We start from the raw sequence: 17288 nt of genomic DNA on the forward strand, positions 1-17288 counted from the left end.
GAGCCCCCTTCCCGACCGGAATCCGGGGAAAGAGGGCTCGATATCAGCTCAACGACCGTGCGCCTCAGTGACTGTGCGCGCCGCTCCCCGCCGGCTGCTTCACCGTCAGCGGCAGCAGCTTCTTGCCCGTGGGGCCGATCTGGATGCTGGTGTCCATCGCCGGGCACACCCCGCAGTCGAAGCACGGCGTCCAGCGGCAGTCCTCGACCTCGGTCTCGTCGAGGGCGTCCTGCCAGTCCTCCCAGAGCCAGTCCTTGTCGAGGCCGGAGTCCAGGTGGTCCCAGGGCAGGACCTCCTCGTAGCCGCGCTCACGGGTGGTGTACCAGTCGACGTCGACGCCGAACTCGGCCAGCGCCTTGTCGGCGCAGCTCATCCAGCGGTCGTAGGAGAAGTGCTCGCGCCAGCCGTCGAAGCGGCCGCCGTCCTCGTAGACCGCGCGGATGACGGCGCCGATGCGGCGGTCGCCGCGGGAGAGCAGGCCCTCGACGATGCCGGGCTTGCCGTCGTGGTAGCGGAAGCCGATGGAGCGGCCGTACTTCTTGTCGCCGCGGATCTTGTCGCGGAGCTTCTCCAGGCGGGCGTCGGTCTCCTCGGCGGAGAGCTGGGGCGCCCACTGGAAGGGGGTGTGCGGCTTGGGCACGAAGCCGCCGATCGACACCGTGCAGCGGATGTCGTTGGAGCGGGAGACCTCGCGGCCCTTCTGGATGACGTTCATCGCCATGTCGGCGATCTGGAGGACGTCGTCGTCGGTCTCGGTCGGCAGACCGCACATGAAGTACAGCTTCACCTGGCGCCAGCCGTTGCCATAGGCGGTGGCGACCGTGCGGATCAGGTCCTCCTCGGAGACCATCTTGTTGATGACCTTGCGCATGCGCTCGGAGCCGCCCTCGGGGGCGAAGGTGAGTCCGGAGCGGCGGCCGTTGCGCGTGAGTTCGTTCGCCAGGTCGACGTTGAAGGCGTCCACGCGGGTGGAGGGGAGCGAGAGGCCGATCTTGTCCTCGGTGTAGCGGTCCGCGAGGCCCTTGGCGATGTCGCCGATCTCGGAGTGGTCCGCCGAGGACAGGGAGAGCAGGCCGACCTCCTCGAAGCCGGTCGCCTTGAGGCCCTTGTCGACCATGTCGCCGATGCCGGTGATCGACCGCTCGCGCACCGGGCGGGTGATCATGCCGGCCTGGCAGAAGCGGCAGCCGCGGGTGCAGCCGCGGAAGATCTCCACCGACATGCGCTCGTGGACGGTCTCGGCGAGCGGGACGAGGGGCTGCTTGGGGTAGGGCCATTCGTCGAGGTCCATGACGGTGTGCTTGGACACCCGCCACGGCACGCCCGAGCGGTTGGGGACCACACGGGCGATCCGGCCGTCGGGGAGGTACTCGACGTCGTAGAAGGCGGGGATGTACACCGCGCCCGTCTTGGCGAGGCGCAGGAGCACCTCCTCGCGGCCGCCGGGGCGGCCCTCGGCCTTCCACTCCTTGATGATGCGGGTCATGTCGAGGACGGCCTGCTCGCCGTCGCCGATGACCGCCGCGTCGATGAAGTCGGCGATCGGCTCCGGGTTGAAGGCCGCGTGGCCGCCGGCGAGGACGATCGGGTCGTCCAGACCGCGGTCCTTGGACTCCAGCGGGATGCCGGCCAGGTCCAGGGCGGTGAGCATGTTGGTGTAGCCCAGCTCCGTGGAGAAGGACAGGCCGAACACGTCGAACGCCTTGACCGGGCGGTGGCTGTCGACCGTGAACTGCGGGACGCCGTGCTCCCGCATCAGCGCCTCCAGGTCCGGCCACACGCTGTAGGTGCGCTCGGCGAGGACGCCCTCCTGCTCGTTGAGGACCTCGTAGAGGATCATGACGCCCTGGTTGGGCAGACCGACCTCGTAGGCGTCCGGGTACATCAGCGCCCAGCGGACGTCGCTGGACTCCCAGGGCTTGACCGTGGAGTTCAGCTCGCCGCCCACGTACTGGATCGGCTTCTGCACATGCGGGAGCAAGGCTTCGAGCTGCGGGAAGACCGACTCGACAGACATCGCGGCGTTACCTTCGTGAGCTGACAGGGGTGACCATCTAGCCTAACCCGGCCGGAGCACTCCCCCGGCCGGGTCACCGAAAGGCTAGACCGCCATGGACGCGCGGATCGTCTTCCAGGTGTCCGGGACGTCGGTCTCCACCGCCGCCGACCTGCGCTCCTCCCGGCCGTAGAGCAGTCCGTAGGTGAAGGTGTTCTCGCCCGCCGCGTGGGCCACCGCGGAGAGTTCGCGCAGGGTCGTGCGGGCCATGACGCTGTCCTGGTGGTCGCCGAGGAGGCTCTGGAGCGACTTCATGGACTTGGTCAGGTCCTTGGCCGGGCCGCCGAGCGCGGGCGTGGCGGCCTCGGCCGCGTAGCGGGTGCGCTTTGCCTTCTTGCGGGCCTCGTGCAGGGCGAGGTCGCGGTCGGCTCCCGGCGGCTGCTCGATCGCCTCCTCGACCAGCGCGGACACCTTCGCGAAGTCCTTGCGTACGGCCTTGGGGAGCACCTTGCCGGGTTTCCCGGCGGCCGCCTTGCGCAGCGGCGGGGCGGTGACGACCGCGTCCAGGGTGTCCAGGAGGGTGAGGTAGCGCGGGGAGTCCAGGGCGCCGAGCATCCGGCGGCGCGAGCCGTCGAGGCCGGCCGTGGCCCAGGTGTGCAGCCGCTCGGTCACCGGGCCGTCGACCAGCCCTCCGGGCAGGTCGGCGAGGGCGGCGCCGAGGCGTTCGGCCAGGACCTCCTGGTCGCGGCCGACGCCCAGTTCCCCGGCGAGCCACTTCAGTTCGTCGGCGATCGGGTCGGTGACCTCGCGGTCGAGGACCGTGCGGAAGGAGCGGAAGGTGCTGCGCAGCCGCCGGGTGGCGACCCGCATGTCGTGGACGGACTCCTCGGTGTCGAGGCGTACGGCGGGGTCCAGGGCCACGATCGCGTCGCGCTGGGCGCGGATGTAGGCGAGGACGTGGTCGCCGGCGGTGACGGGCTCGCCGGGGGACGCCTTCCGGCGCTTGGGGTGGCCGCCCTTGGTCTCGGCGAGCGCCCGCGCCAGCTTGGAGGTGGACTTCGAGGGGCGTACGCCGGCCTTCCGCAGGCGTTTCTCGACCTTGTCGAGGAAGGCGGGGTCACGGTCGTCGGCCAGCTCGACCTCGATCTCGGTCCACTGGGTGGAGCCCTTGCCGCCGAAGAGGCGTTCGGCGTGGACGCGGTCGACGCCGATCTCGGCGAGCGGGCGGCCCTCGGCGTCCACGAGGTCGTGGATGTCCCGTGCGGAGCGCAGGCGCACCACGGGCACGAGCTGTCCTTCGCGGACCCGGGCGCGGACGAGCCCGGCGAGTTCCCCGGGCAGGTCGTCCTGGAGGGGGACCCGGATCTCGTCGCGGACGCCGGGTCCGACGGGCAGTTTCAGATGCCAGCCGGCGTCGGAGCCGCCGGTTCTGCGGCGCAGGGTGACGGAGGCCGCCGCCAGGCGCAGGTCAGAGGTGTCGTAGTAGGTCGCGTCGAGTTCCGCGGTGCCCTTGTCGAGGACATCGGCGACCCCGGGGACTCCGGTGAGGTCGGGCAGTCCGCTGTCTTCGGATTCGTACTTGCGCTCGATCTCGCGTTTCGTCTCCGCCATGAACAAAATCTAGTCGCACTCGGGCCCGGAGGGCAGTGCCCGCCGGGCCCGAATGACCACTATTCGCTGTGTCCGCGCGCCGCGCCCCGGGCGCTACGCCGACATCGGCCGCTGTACGCGGATCGACTGCAACAGCCCCACCGCCACCCACACCGCGAACATCGACGAGCCGCCGTAGGAGACGAACGGCAGCGGCAGACCGGTCACCGGCATGATGCCGAGGGTCATGCCGATGTTCTCGAACGACTGGAACGCGAACCACGCCACGATGCCTGCGGCCACGATCGTGCCGTACAGCTCGGTCGTCTCGCGGGCGATCCGGCAGGCGCGCCACAGGACCACGCCGAGCAGGACGACGATCAGTCCCGCGCCGACGAAGCCCAGTTCCTCGCCCGCGACCGTGAACACGAAGTCGGTCTGCTGCTCGGGGACGAACTGGCCGGTGGTCTGCGAACCGTGGAAGAGGCCGGCGCCGGTCAGCCCGCCGGAGCCGATCGCGATGCGCGCCTGGTTGGTGTTGTAGCCGACGCCCGCCGGGTCGAGGCTGGGGTTGGCGAAGGCGGCGAACCGGGCGATCTGGTAGTCGTCCAGGATGTGGAGCTGCCAGACGGCGACCGCGCCGGCCGCGCCCGCGCCGATGAGCCCGAAGATCCAGCGGTTGGAGGCGCCGGAGGCCAGCAGCACGCCCAGCACGATCATCACCATGACCATGACCGACCCGAGGTCGGGCATGAGCATCACGATCAGCATGGGGACGGCGGCGAGGCCGAGCGCCTGGACGACCGTGCGGTGGTCCGGGTAGGGCTTGTCGCCCGCGTCGACCCGGGCGGCCAGCAGCATCGCCATGCCCAGGATGATCGTGATCTTCACGAACTCGGAGGGCTGGAGCGAGAAGCCGCCGCCGAGCTGGATCCAGGAGTGCGCGCCGTTGACGGTGGAGCCGAGCGGGGTGAGCACCAGCAGGATCAGCAGCACCGACAGGCCGTACAGCACCGGGACCGCGTTGCGCAGGGTGCGGTGGCCGAGCCAGACGGTGCCGATCATCAGGGCGAAGCCGATGCCGGTGTTCAGCAGATGCCGTACCAGGAAGAAGTACGGGTCGCCCTGGTTGATCTCGGTGCGGTTGCGGGTCGCGGAGAAGACCAGCACCGAGCCGATCAGCGACAGGGCGATCGCCGACAGCAGTATCGGCCAGTCCAGCCGCCGGGCCAGCGAGTCACGGGCGAAGACCCGGGTCCAGCCGGCCCGTTCGGGCCCGTATCCGGAGACGGAGAAGCCGTTCGCGCCGGTCATGTGCACATCCTCCGGCTTCCCCGGTCCCGCTGCCGCCGTCCGCGCCGCTGCCTGCGGCGGGTGTCGCGGTTGCTGGTGCCGGTCTGCTCCACGGTCCCGGCGGGCTGCGAGGCGCCCGGGTCGGGCACGCCCTCCTGGCTGAGGCGCTGCTCCTTGGCCGGGTCCTTGGTGACCTTGGGCGCCTTGATGGTGCCGTCCGTCTGGACCTTCGGCAGGCCCTTCTGGGGGGTGGGCAGCAGGGCGTTCTTCTTGTCGATCGTGCCGTCGTCGGCGATGCCGTACAGCGCGTCGTAGATGTTGCGCACGGCCGGGCCCGAGGCGCCGGATCCGGTGCCGCCCTGGGAGATCGTCATCACGATCGCGTAGTCCTTGGTGTACGTGGCGAACCAGGACGTCGTCTGCTTGCCGTAGACCTCGGCGGTACCGGTCTTGGCGTGCATGGGGATCTTGTCCTGCGGCCAGCCGCCGAACCGCCAGGCGGCCGTACCGCGGGTGGCCACGCCCTCCAGGGCCTCGTCCATCTTGGCCAGGGTCTGCTTGCTGACGGGCAGTTTGCCGTGCGCCTTGGGCGCGATCTCGCGGACCGACGTGCCGTCGGGGCTCAGGACGGCCTTGCCGACCGTCGGGTCGTACAGGGTGCCGCCGTTGGAGATGGCGGCGTAGATGGTGGCCATCTGGATCGGCGTCACCAGGGTGTCGCCCTGGCCGATGGAGTAGTTGATCTCGTCACCGGCGCGCATCTTGTTGCCCTCGAGGCAGTTCTCGTACGAGATCCGCTCGACGTACGAGCCGTCCTTCTTGCCGGTCTTGCACCAGGCGTCCTTGTTGGCCTTCCAGTACGACTGCTTCCAGGCGCGGTCGGGGACCCGGCCGGTGACCTCGTTGGGCAGGTCGATGCCGGTCTCCTTGCCGAGGCCGAACTGGTGGGCCGCCTTGTAGAAGTAGTCCTTGGGCTTCTTCTTGGGGTCGATGCCGCCGTCCTTCTGCCACTGCTGGTGGGCGAGGCTGTAGAAGACGGTGTCGCAGGAGACCTCCAGGGCGCGGCCGAGGCTGATCGGGCCGTAGTTCGCCGACTCGAAGTTCTTGAAGACCTGGCCGCCGACGCTGTAGGAGCTGGAGCAGTCGTAGCGGCCGTCGAACTCGTACCCCGCCTCGACCGCGGCGGCCGTGGAGACCACCTTGAAGATCGAGCCGGGCGCGGCCTGACCCTGTATGGCCCGGTTGAGCAGCGGGTAGTTGGAGTTCTTGCCGGTGAGCTTCTTGTAGTCCTTGGCGGAGATGCCGCCGACCCAGGCGTTGGGGTCGTACGACGGGTTGGACGCCATGGCGACGACCCGGCCGGTCCTGGCCTCCATCACGACGACGGCGCCGGAGTCGGCCTTGTAGTTCTCGTGGGTGTTGCGGTCCCACTGCTTGCGGGCTTCCTTCATCGCCTCGTTCAGCTCGTACTCGGCGACGCGCTGGACGCGGGAGTCGATGCTGGTGACGAGGTTGGAGCCGGGCTCGGCGGCGTCCGCCTCGGCCTGGCCGATGACGCGGCCGAGGTTGTCGACCTCGTAGCGGGTGACGCCGGCCTTGCCGCGCAGTTCCTTGTCGTACTGGCGCTCCAGGCCGGAGCGGCCGACCTGGTCGGAGCGCAGATAGGGCGAGTCGGTGTCCTGGGCCTTGGTGAGTTCCTCGTCGGTGACCGGGGAGAGGTAGCCGAGGACCTGGGCGGTGTTGGACTTGCCGGGGGCGGTGTAGCGGCGCACGGCCTCCGGTTCGGCGGTGATGCCGGGGAAGTCCTCGGCGCGCTCGCGGATCTGGAGGGCCTGCTTGGCGGTGGCCTCGTCGGTGATGGGGATGGGCTGGTAGGGCGAGCCGTTCCAGCAGGGCTGGGGCGTCTGGGCGTCGCACAGCCGGACCTTCTGGAGCACCTCGTCCGGATCCATGCCGAGGACGCCCGCGAGCTTGGTCAGGACGCCCTTGCCGTCGTCCTTCTGCTTCAGCAGGTCGGTGCGGGAGGCGGAGACCACCAGACGCGTCTCGTTGTCCGCGAGGGGCACCCCGCGCGCGTCCAGGATGGAGCCGCGCACGGCGGGCTCGACGACCTGCTGGACGTGGTTGCCCGACGCCTCCTTGGCGTACTCCGCGCCCTCCCGGATCTGGAGGTACCACAGGCGTCCGCCCAGGGTGCCGAGGAGGGAGAGGACGAGGATCTGGATGACGACGAGCCGGGTCTGGACCCTTGGGGTCCTTCCGGTCTCGGGAATATTGGTCATGGTGTGGCTGTCTCCCCCTCTCGGATCTGTTCAGGTGTCATATCCGACGGACCTGTGAGGTCCGGCCGCGGTACGGTCACAGCCGCTTGACCCCCTTGATGCGGCCGGCCCGGGCCACCCGCGCCTTGGTGACCTTCATCTTCAGTCCGCCGCGCTGGCCGCCGATCCGCAGGCCGGTGCCCGCGGAGAGCCAGCCGGAGGAGAGGTCGGACGCCTTGGACGCGGAGCCGGTCTCGGCGAGCGGGTCGTTCTCCGCGCGCCGGGCCAGGAACATCACGACGGGCACCACGAACGGGGCGAGCAGCAGGTCGTACAGGGCGGCCGTGAACAGCAGCCCGGTCAGGCCGACATGGCGGGCGGCTGTGTCGCCGACGAGGGCGCCCACGCCCGCGTAGAGCAGGGTGGAGCCGAGGGCGGCGCCGACCACGACCAGCATCGGTCCGGTGGCCGACTTGATCTGGCCGTTCTCCGGTTTGATCAGCCCGGCGAGGTAGCCGATGACGCAGAGCACCAGGGCGTAGCGGCCGGCCGCGTGGTCGGCGGGCGGGGCGAGGTCGGCGAGGAGTCCGGCGCCGAAGCCGATGAGGGCGCCGCCGACATGGCCGTAGACCATGGCGAGGCCGAGGACGGTGAGGAGCAGCAGGTCGGGGACGGCGCCGGGCAGATGGAGGCGGGCGAGCACGCTCACCTGGATCACCAGGGCGACGACGACCAACGGGACGGAGAGCAGGATCCGGTTGACGCGCATGGGGTGTGTCAGCTCCTACTGCTGCGGGCCGTCGGCGTTCGGGGTCACCGTGACGGTGACCGTCGGGGTGGGCACCGGCTTGGGCTTGGCCGGGAGCACGGTGTCACGCGGGTCCTTCTTGGGCGCCTGGACGACCACCCCGACGACGTCGAGCTTGGTGAAGCTGACGTACGGCGTGACGTAGAGGGTCCGGGTGAGGTCGCCGCCGGAGGGGTCGACCCGGGAGACCACGCCGACCGGGACGCCGGGCACGAACGGCTTGTCGGCCTGCGAGCCGAAGGTGACGAGCCGGTCGCCCTTCTTCACGTCCGCCTTGCCGTTGAGCAGTTCGACCCGCAGCGGCTGGTCGCCCTGGCCGGAGGCGAAGCCCAGTTCGTCGGAGCCCTCCATCCGGGTGCCGACGGTGAAGTCCGGGTCGTTGGCGAGCAGTACGGTCGCGGTGTTCGGGCCGACCGTGGTGACCCGGCCGACCAGTCCGTCGCCGTTGAGGACCGTCATGTCGCGCTTGACGCCGTCCCGGGCGCCGACGTCGACGGTGATCGTCCAGGAGAAGCCCTGGGCCGCTCCTATCGCGATGACCTGCGCGCCCTTGATGCCGTACTGGCCCGCGCCGGCGGTCTTGAGCATCTTGTCGAGCTGGGCGAGGCGGCTGCGGTTGCGGTCGTCGCTGCCGAGCTTCGCCTTGAGGGCCGCGTTCTCCTTCTCCAGTGCGGCGAGCCGGTCGTGGCGCTCGCCGGACTCGCGGACGGCGGAGACGGCGTTGCCGACGGGGTTCACCGCCGAGGCCACTCCGTCCTCGATCGGGCCGAAGACGGTGGCCGCGGCCTGGCGGGCGCCGTCGACCGGGGAGTCCTCACCGCCCCGGATGTCGACCGTGATCAGCGCGAACGCGACGGCGACCAGCAGCACCAGGAGCAGCCGGCTCTCTCGTGTGTCCCTCACGTGCGGCGGCCGTGCCCTTCCTCGATAGGAAAACAGGAACCAGACTGTGGAATTCGGGTAGCCCCTGGCCAGAAAGGCCAAGGGCGCTTTGTCGGAGCTTATGCCTCGATATCGACGATCCGCCGCACGAGAGGAGATCGTCCCGTACGGCGGAATCGAAGTGTTACGTCATCTGCGGGGCGCGGCGTCCAGGACCTGCTGGAGCGCCTCGAACTCCTCGACGCACTTGCCGGAGCCGAGCGCCACGCTGTCCAGCGGGTCCTCGGCGATGTGGATCGGCATACCGGTCTCCCGGCGCAGCCGCTCGTCCAGTCCGCGCAGCAGGGCTCCGCCGCCGGTCAGAACGATTCCGCGGTCCATGATGTCGCCGGACAGCTCCGGCGGGCACTTGTCGAGGGTGGTCTTCACCGCGTCGACGATCGCGTTGACCGGTTCCTCGATCGCCTTGCGTACCTCGGCGGCCGAGATCACGACCGTCTTGGGCAGTCCGGAGACCAGGTCCCGGCCGCGGATTTCGGTGTGCTCGTCGGAGTCGAGGTCGTACGCCGAACCGATCGTGATCTTGATCTGCTCGGCCGTCCGCTCACCGAGAAGGAGGCTGTACTCCTTCTTGATGTGCTGGATGATCGCGTTGTCCAGTTCGTCGCCCGCGACGCGGATGGACTGCGCGGTCACGATGCCGCCGAGCGAGATGACCGCGACCTCCGTGGTGCCGCCGCCGATGTCCACCACCATGTTGCCCGTGGCCTCGTGGACCGGCAGGCCGGAGCCGATGGCCGCGGCCATGGGCTCCTCGATGATGTGCACCTGACGGGCGCCGGCCTGGGTCGACGCCTCGATGACGGCACGGCGCTCGACACCCGTGATGCCCGAGGGCACACAGACGACGACCCGCGGCCGGGCGAGATACCGCCGCTTGTGGATCTTCAGAATGAAGTAGCGGAGCATCCGCTCGGTGATCTCGAAGTCGGCGATGACGCCGTCCTTCAGCGGACGCACGGCGACGATGTTGCCCGGCGTCCGCCCGATCATCTTCTTCGCCTCCGCGCCGACCGCGAGGATGCCACCGGTGTTGGTGTTGATCGCGACGACGGACGGCTCGTTGAGTACGATCCCGCGACCCCTGACGTACACCAGCGTGTTGGCGGTCCCGAGGTCGACAGCCATGTCACGGCCGATGAACGACATTGAGTTCCCCATCAGGATTCGACTGGCCTTCCCATGAGCGTGTGACGGCTTTTTCAGGACGGCGAGGTGGGTGCTGTGACGTGAAGGGTTACATCGTAGACGCGCCTTCCCGAACACTGCGCGAGGGTCTTCGCCATTGTCAGCAGATGCGGCACCGGCTCGCTTGTGGAGACGGTCCATCGGGGGCACGCGTTCCCCCGATCGCCACGCATATGCCGAAGGACGGCCGAAAAGGTACGGCCGTCCCTGGTCAGGCGGACGATCGAGCTGACGACGGCTCAGAATTCTCCACGAAAACTTTGCCCACCGCGCCCCGGCGGCACGCGGTCGGCTACGCGCGGCCCGGGAAGAAGATCTTGACCTCGCGCTCGGCGGACTCCTCGGAGTCGGAGGCGTGGATCAGGTTCTCCCGGACGATGACACCGAAGTCGCCGCGGATCGAGCCCGGCGCGGCGGCGATCGGGTCGGTCGGACCGGCCAGCGCGCGCACGCCCTCGATGACCCGCTCGCCCTCGACGATCAGGGCGACGACGGGGCCGGAGGCCATGAACTCCACCAGCGGGTCGTAGAAGGGCTTGCCCTTGTGCTCGCCGTAGTGCTGCTCCAGCGTGTCCTGGTCCAGCGTCCGCAGTTCCAGCGCGGTGATCCGCCAGTCGGCCTTGCGCTCGATACGGCTGATGATCTCGCCGGTCAGGCCACGACGGACGGCGTCGGGCTTGAGGAGGACGAGGGTGCGCTGGCTCACGAGGGGCTCCTTACGACTGCTGTTGTGCACTACTGCCGGGGTGCGGTGGGACGAGATTACAGGGCGTGATCACGGGCGGGAGCACAGGGCAGGGCTCGGGCGGGAGCACAGGGCAGGGCTCGGGCGGGACCCGGGCGGAACCCCGGCGGACTACCGGGCGGGTGGGCCCTCCGTCACACCGCGTCCGCGGTGTCCGCCTGGGCCGCGAAGCGGGCCTTCGCCTCGTCCACCTTGCGTCCGTAGTGCACCGACGCCCACCACAGGCCCGCGAACAGCAGCCCCACGATGAACATCATCGGGACGAAGAACCCGGCCGCGACCAGCGCGATCTGGAGCGCCCAGCCGAGGGCGACGCCCCCGGGCCGGGTGACCAGCCCGCACAGCACCACACAGGCGAACATCGCGATCCCGCACACCGTCCACACCGTGGACATGGCGAGGTCGGGGTCCTTCATGGCGACCAGTCCGGCGAAGCCGACGATGAAGAACTCGCCGATCAGGGTCGAGGAGCAGAGCGTACGCATGACGGGGCCTCAGCCCTTCCCGAGGAGCAGCCGGGCCTCGCCGACCGTGATGACGGAACCGGTGACCAGCACACCGCCGCCGGTGAACTCGCCCTCCTCCTCGGCGAGCGTGATCGCCGCCTCCAGAGCGTCGGGCAGCCGCGGCTCGACCTGGACCCGCTCGTCGCCGAACACCTCGACGGCGATCGCGGCCAGTTCGTCCGCGTCCATGGCGCGGTGGCTGGAATTCTGGGTGACGACGACCTCCGCGAAGATCGGCTCGAAGGCTTCGAGGAGCCCTCGGACGTTCTTGTCGCCGCTCGCGCCGACCACGCCGATCAGCCGGCTGAAATCGAACGCCTCGCCCACCGCGTCGGCGGTGACCCGGGCGCCCGCCGGGTTGTGGGCGGCGTCCAGCACGATCGTCGGCGAGCGGCGCACGACCTCCAGGCGGCCCGGCGAGGACACGGCCGCGAACGCCTTGCGGACGGTGTCGAGGTCGAGCGGCTCGGCCCGCTGGGCGCCGACGCCGAAGAACGCCTCGACGGCGGCCAGCGCGACGGCCGCGTTGTGCGCCTGGTGGGCGCCGTGCAGGGGGAGATACACCTCGGGGTACTCGCCGCCGAGGCCGCGCAGGGTGACGAGCTGGCCGCCGACGGCGACCTGCCGGGCGACCACACCGAACTCCAGGCCCTCCCGGGCCACGGTGGCGTCGACCTCGACGGCCTTCTTCAGCAGGACCTGCGCCGCGTCGACCGGCTGCTGGGCCAGGATGACGGTCGCGCCCTGCTTGATGACGCCGCCCTTCTCGCCCGCGATCTCGGCGGGGGTCTCCCCCAGCCGGTCGGTGTGGTCGAGATCGATGGGCGTGACGACGGCGACGTCGCCGTCGATGACGTTGGTGGCGTCCCAGGAGCCGCCCATGCCGACTTCCACGACGGCCACGTCCACCGGGGCGTCCGCGAACGCGGCGTACGCCATGCCGGTGAGCACCTCGAAGAACGACAGCCGGTACTCCTGCTGCGCGTCGACCATCTCGACGTACGGCTTGATGTCCTGGTACGTCTCGATGAAGCGCTCGGCGGAGATCGGGGCGCCGTCCAGGCTGATGCGCTCGGTGACGGACTGGACGTGCGGGCTGGTGTACCGGCCGGTGCGCAGCTCGAAGGCGCCGAGCAGGGCCTCGATCATGCGGGCCGTGGACGTCTTGCCGTTGGTCCCGGTGATGTGGATGGAGGGGTACGAGCGCTGCGGGTCGCCCAGGACGTCCATCAGCGCGGAGATCCGGCTGACGGAGGGCTCCAGCTTGGTCTCGCCCCAGCGGGTGGCCAGCTCCGTCTCGACCTCGCGCAGGGCCTTGTCCACCTCGGGGTCCGCGGGCCGCGCGGGAACCTCCGCGCTCGGCCCGGCACCCTGGGTGCGCAGAGTACGGCTGCCGGCCTCGATCACCGCGAGGTCGGGATCACGGTCGGTCTCGGCGGCGACGATCTCGTCGAAGGGGTCGCTGTCACTCACGGCCCCCAGTCTACGGAGCCGAACCGACAGACGTAGTCAAAGGCCCCCGGAACCCGTCACCTACGGGGCTTGCGCGGCGCCTTCCCCCAAGGCCCGGCGGGCCGCTCCCGCCGGACCCGCGCGACGAACTCGGCCCGCGTCGCCACGACCCGCGGCTCCGGTCGCCGCACCGATGTCACGTCCCACGGCTCCACCCCCGTCCATCCGAAGGCCCGGACGAGTTCGTCGTGGACCGGCGCGAAGTCCGCGCCGACCAGGTCCGGCATCCGGTGGTCCAGCCGCCGGACCCGGGCGGTGAAGGCCGCGGGCAGGGGCACGTGGTACGTCTCCAGATAGTGCGCGAAGTCCGCGCGCCAGACCCACAGGCCGTCGGTGACGAGCGACGAGCAGCCGGAGGTGTGCCGGTGCGCCTCGCCCGTGAGGACGTCGAACCCCGCCTCCATGAAGTGCGTGAGGCGGTGGCCCGTGTCCAGGTACTCCACGATGCGCGCCTCGTCCGGTTCGCCGGACGCCCGCACGTGGGACCGCAGCGGGCCCGTGGCCAACTCGGCCGGGTGACCGAAGTCGTCGAAGAAGCCGAGCAGCCTCGGCATGCGTTCCCTCCCTCGGACGGGCGCAGCCGCCCGGTCGCGTGATCGCGGCCGGGCGGCTGTCGACTTGCCGTGTCAGGCGTCAGTGCCCGTTACGCCTGGGGCAGGCGGTCCAGTTGGGCTTCGATGCGGGTGATGTCCTCGTCCGCCTTGGCCAGGCGGCCGCGGATCTTGTCCACCACGTTGTCCGGGGCCTTGGCGAGGAACGCCTCGTTGCCGAGCTTGGCCTCGGCCTGCTGGCGTTCCTTCTGGGCGGCCGCGAGGTCCTTCGCCAGGCGCTTGCGTTCCGCGGCGACGTCGATCGTGCCGGACAGGTCGAGGGCGACCGTGGCGCCCGCGACCGGCAGGGTGGCGGTGGCGGAGAACGCCTCGCCCTCCGGCTGGAGGCGCAGGAGCTGGCGGATCGCCGCCTCGTGCGCCGCGAACGGCGTGCCGTCCAGCTCCAGGCGGGCCGGGACCCGCTGGCCGGGCTGGAGGCCCTGGTCGGCGCGGAAGCGGCGGACCTCGGTGACGACGGCCTGGAGGCTCTCGATCTCGCGCTCGGCGGCGGTGTCGCGGAAGCCCGAGTCGGTCGGCCACTCGGCGACGACGATCGACTCGCCGCCGGTCAGGGTCGTCCAGAGCGTCTCCGTGACGAACGGGACCACCGGGTGCAGCAGCTTCAGCGTGACGTCGAGGACCTCGCCCAGGACGCGCTTGCTGACCTCGGCCGCCGGGCCGCCCGCCTGGAAGGTGGTCTTGGACAGCTCGACGTACCAGTCGAAGACCTCGTCCCACGCGAAGTGGAACAGCGCGTCGGAGAGCTTCGCGAACTGGAAGTCCTCGTAGAGCGCGTCGACTTCGGCGACGACGGAGTTGAGGCGGGAGAGGATCCAGCGGTCCGTGGCGGACATCGCCGACGGCTCCGGAAGCGGGCCCTCGACCGTCGCGCCGTTCATCAGCGCGAAGCGGGTGGCGTTCCAGATCTTGTTGGCAAAGTTGCGGGACCCCTGGACCCAGTCTTCGCCGATCGGGACGTCGACGCCCGGGTTGGCGCCGCGCGCAAGGGTGAAACGGAGCGCGTCGGAGCCGTACTTGTCCATCCAGTCCAGCGGATTGACCGCGTTGCCGAAGGACTTGGACATCTTCTTGCCGAACTGGTCGCGGACCATGCCGTGCAGGGCGATGGTGTGGAACGGCGGGGTGCCGTCCATCGCGTACAGGCCGAACATCATCATCCGGGCGACCCAGAAGAAGAGGATGTCGTAGCCGGTGACCAGGACGGAGTTCGGGTAGAACTTCGCGAGCGACTCGGTCTGTTCGGGCCAGCCGAGCGTGGAGAACGGCCACAGGCCGGAGGAGAACCAGGTGTCGAGGACGTCGGTGTCCTGGTGCCAGCCCTCGCCGGTGGGGACCTCGTCGTCGGGGCCGACGCAGACGACCTCGCCGTTCGGGCCGTACCAGACGGGGATGCGGTGGCCCCACCACAACTGCCGTGAGATGCACCAGTCGTGGAGGTTGTCGACCCAGTCGAAGTACCGCTTCTCCATCTCCTGCGGGTGGATCTTGACCCGGCCGTCGCGGACGGCGTCACCGGCGGCCTTGGCCAGCGGGCCGACCTTGACCCACCACTGCATGGACAGGCGCGGCTCGATGGTGGTCTTGCAGCGCGAGCAGTGGCCGACGGAGTGGACGTAGGGCCGCTTCTCGGCGACGATCCGGCCCTCGGCGCGCAGCGCGGCGACGATGGCGGAGCGGGCCTCCAGCCGGTCCAGGCCCTGGAAGGGGCCGTGGGCGGTGATGACGGCGTGCTCGTCCATGACGGTGAGGGACGGCAGGTTGTGGCGCTGGCCGATCTCGAAGTCGTTCGGGTCGTGGGCCGGGGTCACCTTGACGGCGCCGGTGCCGAACTCGGGGTCGACGTGCGTGTCGGCGACGACCGGGATGAAGCGGTCGGTCAGCGGGAGGCGGATCTCCTTGCCGACCAGGTGCTTGTAGCGCTCGTCGTCGGGGTGGACGGCGACGGCGGTGTCACCGAGCATCGTCTCGGCGCGGGTGGTGGCGACGACGATGGTGTCGTCCCCCTCGCCGTACTTCATCGAGACGAGCTCGCCGTCGTCGTCCTGGTACTCGACCTCGATGTCCGAGATCGCGGTGAGACAGCGCGGGCACCAGTTGATGATGCGCTCGGCGCGGTAGATCAACTCGTCGTCGTAGAGCCGCTTGAAGATGGTCTGGACGGCCTGGGAGAGGCCCTCGTCCATGGTGAAGCGCTCGCGGGACCAGGCGACGCCGTCGCCGAGGCGGCGCATCTGGCCGCTGATCTGGCCGCCGGACTCGCCCTTCCACTGCCAGACGCGCTCGACGAACGCCTCGCGGCCCAGGTCGTGGCGGGACTTGCCCTCCTTGCCCAGTTCGCGCTCGACGACGTTCTGCGTGGCGATGCCGGCGTGGTCCATGCCGGGCTGCCAGAGCGTCTCGAAGCCCTGCATGCGCTTACGGCGGGTCAGGGCGTCGATGAGGGTGTGCTCGAAGGCGTGGCCCAGGTGCAGGCTGCCCGTGACGTTCGGCGGCGGGATGACGATGGTGTACGGAGGCTTGTCGCTCTTCGCGTCCGCCTCGAAGTAACCCCGCTCCACCCAGCGCTCGTACAGCGGCCCCTCTACGTCGGCCGGCGCGTACTGGGTCGGCAGTTCGGTGTGGGGCGCTGATGGCTGCTGCTGAGCGTTCTCGGTCACGGGCCCAGTTTAGGGGTGTCACGGCGCCGTCCCGAAACGTGTTTGCTCTGTAACGGTAGGGGCCCCGCCGCTCCAGGGGCGTTGCCCTTGGGTCAGGATGTGAAAATCACATAAGCACTGGAGGGGAACCCAGAAATGAGTCACAACCAGCCGGGCCCGTACGGCGGGCAGCCCCAGCAGCCCGGACCGTACGGCCAGCCGGGCCCGTACGGCCAGCCGCCGCAGGCCCCGCAGCCCGGCTACGGCTACCCCCAGCAGCCTCCCGCCCCGCAGCCCGGCTACGGCTACCCGCAGCAGCCCCCGCAGGGCGTCCCGCCGCAGGCCCCCTACGGCCAGCAGCCCCCGTACGGCCAGCAGCCTCCGTACGGCCAGGCCCCCTACGGCATGCCCCAGCCCCCGGCACCGGGCGGCGGCAAGAAGAAGACCGGCATCATCCTCGGCTCGGTCGCGGTCGTCGCCGCGATCGCGGTCGGCGGCTACTTCCTCCTCAACGGCGGCACCGGCGGCACGGGCGCAAGCAGCCTCAAGGACGACGGCCCGCACAAGCTGACGACTCCGGCGACGGTGCTCGGCGAGTACACGAAGTCCGACAGTGCCGACAGCGGCGGCTTCGACCAGGACGACATCAAGGACGCCGAGAAGCACGGCGTCAAGAACCCCCAGGACGTCAACGCGGGCTACCAGGCCGGTGACAAGAACAACCCGCTCGCCTTGAAGATGTTGAACTTCATGGGCGTCTACGGCGAGATCGAGGACCCCGAGAAGGTCGTCGACGCGATGTTCGCCGAGATGAAGCGGAGCGCCGCCGAGGAACCGGAGGAGGGCGAACTCGTCGGCACTCCCAAGGCTTACACCCCGAGCAGCCTCGACGGCGCGATCCTCAAGTGCCAAGAGACGAAGATCAAGAACGACTCCCCGTCGTCCTCCGACTCCCCGGCCGGGCCGAACGAGATCAGCATTCCTGTGTGCATCTGGGGCGACCACAGCACGCTGGGCATCGTGATGCACATCGACATGGCCGACGCACTGTCCGGCAAGTCCGTCGACTTGGAGGCCAGCGCCGAGATCGCGGCGAAGCTCCGCGACGAGGTCCGCGTCAAGGCGTGACACTCCGTCGTCCGGTGTGACGAAGGGGCCCCGGTCGTCGTCCGACCGGGGCCCCTTCGCTCTGTTCCGCTC

At 70.0% G+C, this 17288-nt stretch carries 13 protein-coding genes; 1 reads left to right on the top strand and 12 read right to left on the bottom strand.

The features are described from left to right. Window positions 1-64: 64 nt before the first annotated feature. The 12 genes from AFM16_RS13760 to AFM16_RS13815 all read right to left on the bottom strand — a co-directional run bounded on the left by AFM16_RS13760 (window position 65) and on the right by AFM16_RS13815 (window position 16109). Window positions 65-2017 (bottom strand): TIGR03960 family B12-binding radical SAM protein, encoded by a 1953-nt coding sequence (locus AFM16_RS13760; protein ID WP_030779449.1) that lies wholly within the window; start codon window positions 2015-2017, stop codon window positions 65-67. An 84-nt stretch (window positions 2018-2101) separates the two neighbouring features. Further along, window positions 2102-3607 (bottom strand): CYTH and CHAD domain-containing protein, encoded by a 1506-nt coding sequence (locus AFM16_RS13765; RefSeq protein ID WP_078633481.1) that lies wholly within the window; start codon window positions 3605-3607, stop codon window positions 2102-2104. 93 nt (window positions 3608-3700) lie between these two features. Then, window positions 3701-4900: a rod shape-determining protein RodA gene (gene rodA, locus AFM16_RS13770; protein WP_030779454.1), complete on the bottom strand. Its 1200-nt coding sequence runs from the start codon at window positions 4898-4900 to the stop codon at window positions 3701-3703. Further along, window positions 4897-7161 carry a penicillin-binding protein 2 gene (mrdA, locus tag AFM16_RS13775; protein WP_078633482.1) on the bottom strand — a complete coding sequence of 755 codons (2265 nt, stop codon included), beginning with the start codon at window positions 7159-7161 and terminating at the stop codon, window positions 4897-4899. The genes rodA and mrdA overlap by 4 nt, the downstream gene beginning before the upstream one ends. A gap of 76 nt (window positions 7162-7237) precedes the next feature. Then, window positions 7238-7909 carry a rod shape-determining protein MreD gene (mreD, locus tag AFM16_RS13780; RefSeq protein WP_030779459.1) on the bottom strand — a complete coding sequence of 224 codons (672 nt, stop codon included), beginning with the start codon at window positions 7907-7909 and terminating at the stop codon, window positions 7238-7240. A gap of 15 nt (window positions 7910-7924) precedes the next feature. Then, window positions 7925-8851 carry a rod shape-determining protein MreC gene (gene mreC / locus AFM16_RS13785; RefSeq protein WP_030779462.1) on the bottom strand — a complete coding sequence of 309 codons (927 nt, stop codon included), beginning with the start codon at window positions 8849-8851 and terminating at the stop codon, window positions 7925-7927. A 168-nt stretch (window positions 8852-9019) separates the two neighbouring features. Then, the gene (locus tag AFM16_RS13790; RefSeq protein WP_030779466.1) at window positions 9020-10039 is read right to left on the bottom strand and encodes a rod shape-determining protein; all 1020 of its coding nucleotides are present in this window, start codon (window positions 10037-10039) and stop codon (window positions 9020-9022) included. Window positions 10040-10370: 331 nt separating this feature from the next. After that, complete coding sequence (gene ndk / locus AFM16_RS13795; RefSeq protein ID WP_030779469.1) at window positions 10371-10784, bottom strand: nucleoside-diphosphate kinase; 414 nt, start codon at window positions 10782-10784, stop codon at window positions 10371-10373. Window positions 10785-10957: 173 nt separating this feature from the next. Then, window positions 10958-11308 carry a DUF4233 domain-containing protein gene (locus AFM16_RS13800; protein WP_030779472.1) on the bottom strand — a complete coding sequence of 117 codons (351 nt, stop codon included), beginning with the start codon at window positions 11306-11308 and terminating at the stop codon, window positions 10958-10960. 9 nt (window positions 11309-11317) lie between these two features. Further along, a complete protein-coding gene (gene folC, locus AFM16_RS13805; protein ID WP_078633483.1) occupies window positions 11318-12802 on the bottom strand; it encodes a bifunctional tetrahydrofolate synthase/dihydrofolate synthase in 1485 nt (494 codons plus the stop codon). A 56-nt stretch (window positions 12803-12858) separates the two neighbouring features. Beyond that, window positions 12859-13395, bottom strand: coding sequence for a hypothetical protein (locus tag AFM16_RS13810; protein WP_078633484.1), 537 nt, complete (start codon window positions 13393-13395; stop codon window positions 12859-12861). Window positions 13396-13484: 89 nt separating this feature from the next. Next, window positions 13485-16109, bottom strand: a complete 2625-nt coding sequence (locus AFM16_RS13815) for a valine--tRNA ligase (protein ID WP_078633485.1) — start codon at window positions 16107-16109, stop codon at window positions 13485-13487. A gap of 135 nt (window positions 16110-16244) precedes the next feature. Between AFM16_RS13815 and AFM16_RS13820 the strand changes: the two genes are divergently transcribed. After that, the gene (locus AFM16_RS13820; RefSeq protein WP_078633486.1) at window positions 16245-17216 is read left to right on the top strand and encodes a hypothetical protein; all 972 of its coding nucleotides are present in this window, start codon (window positions 16245-16247) and stop codon (window positions 17214-17216) included. Window positions 17217-17288 lie beyond the last annotated feature (72 nt).

Source organism: Streptomyces antibioticus, assembly GCF_002019855.1.
GTDB lineage: Bacteria > Actinomycetota > Actinomycetes > Streptomycetales > Streptomycetaceae > Streptomyces > Streptomyces antibioticus_B.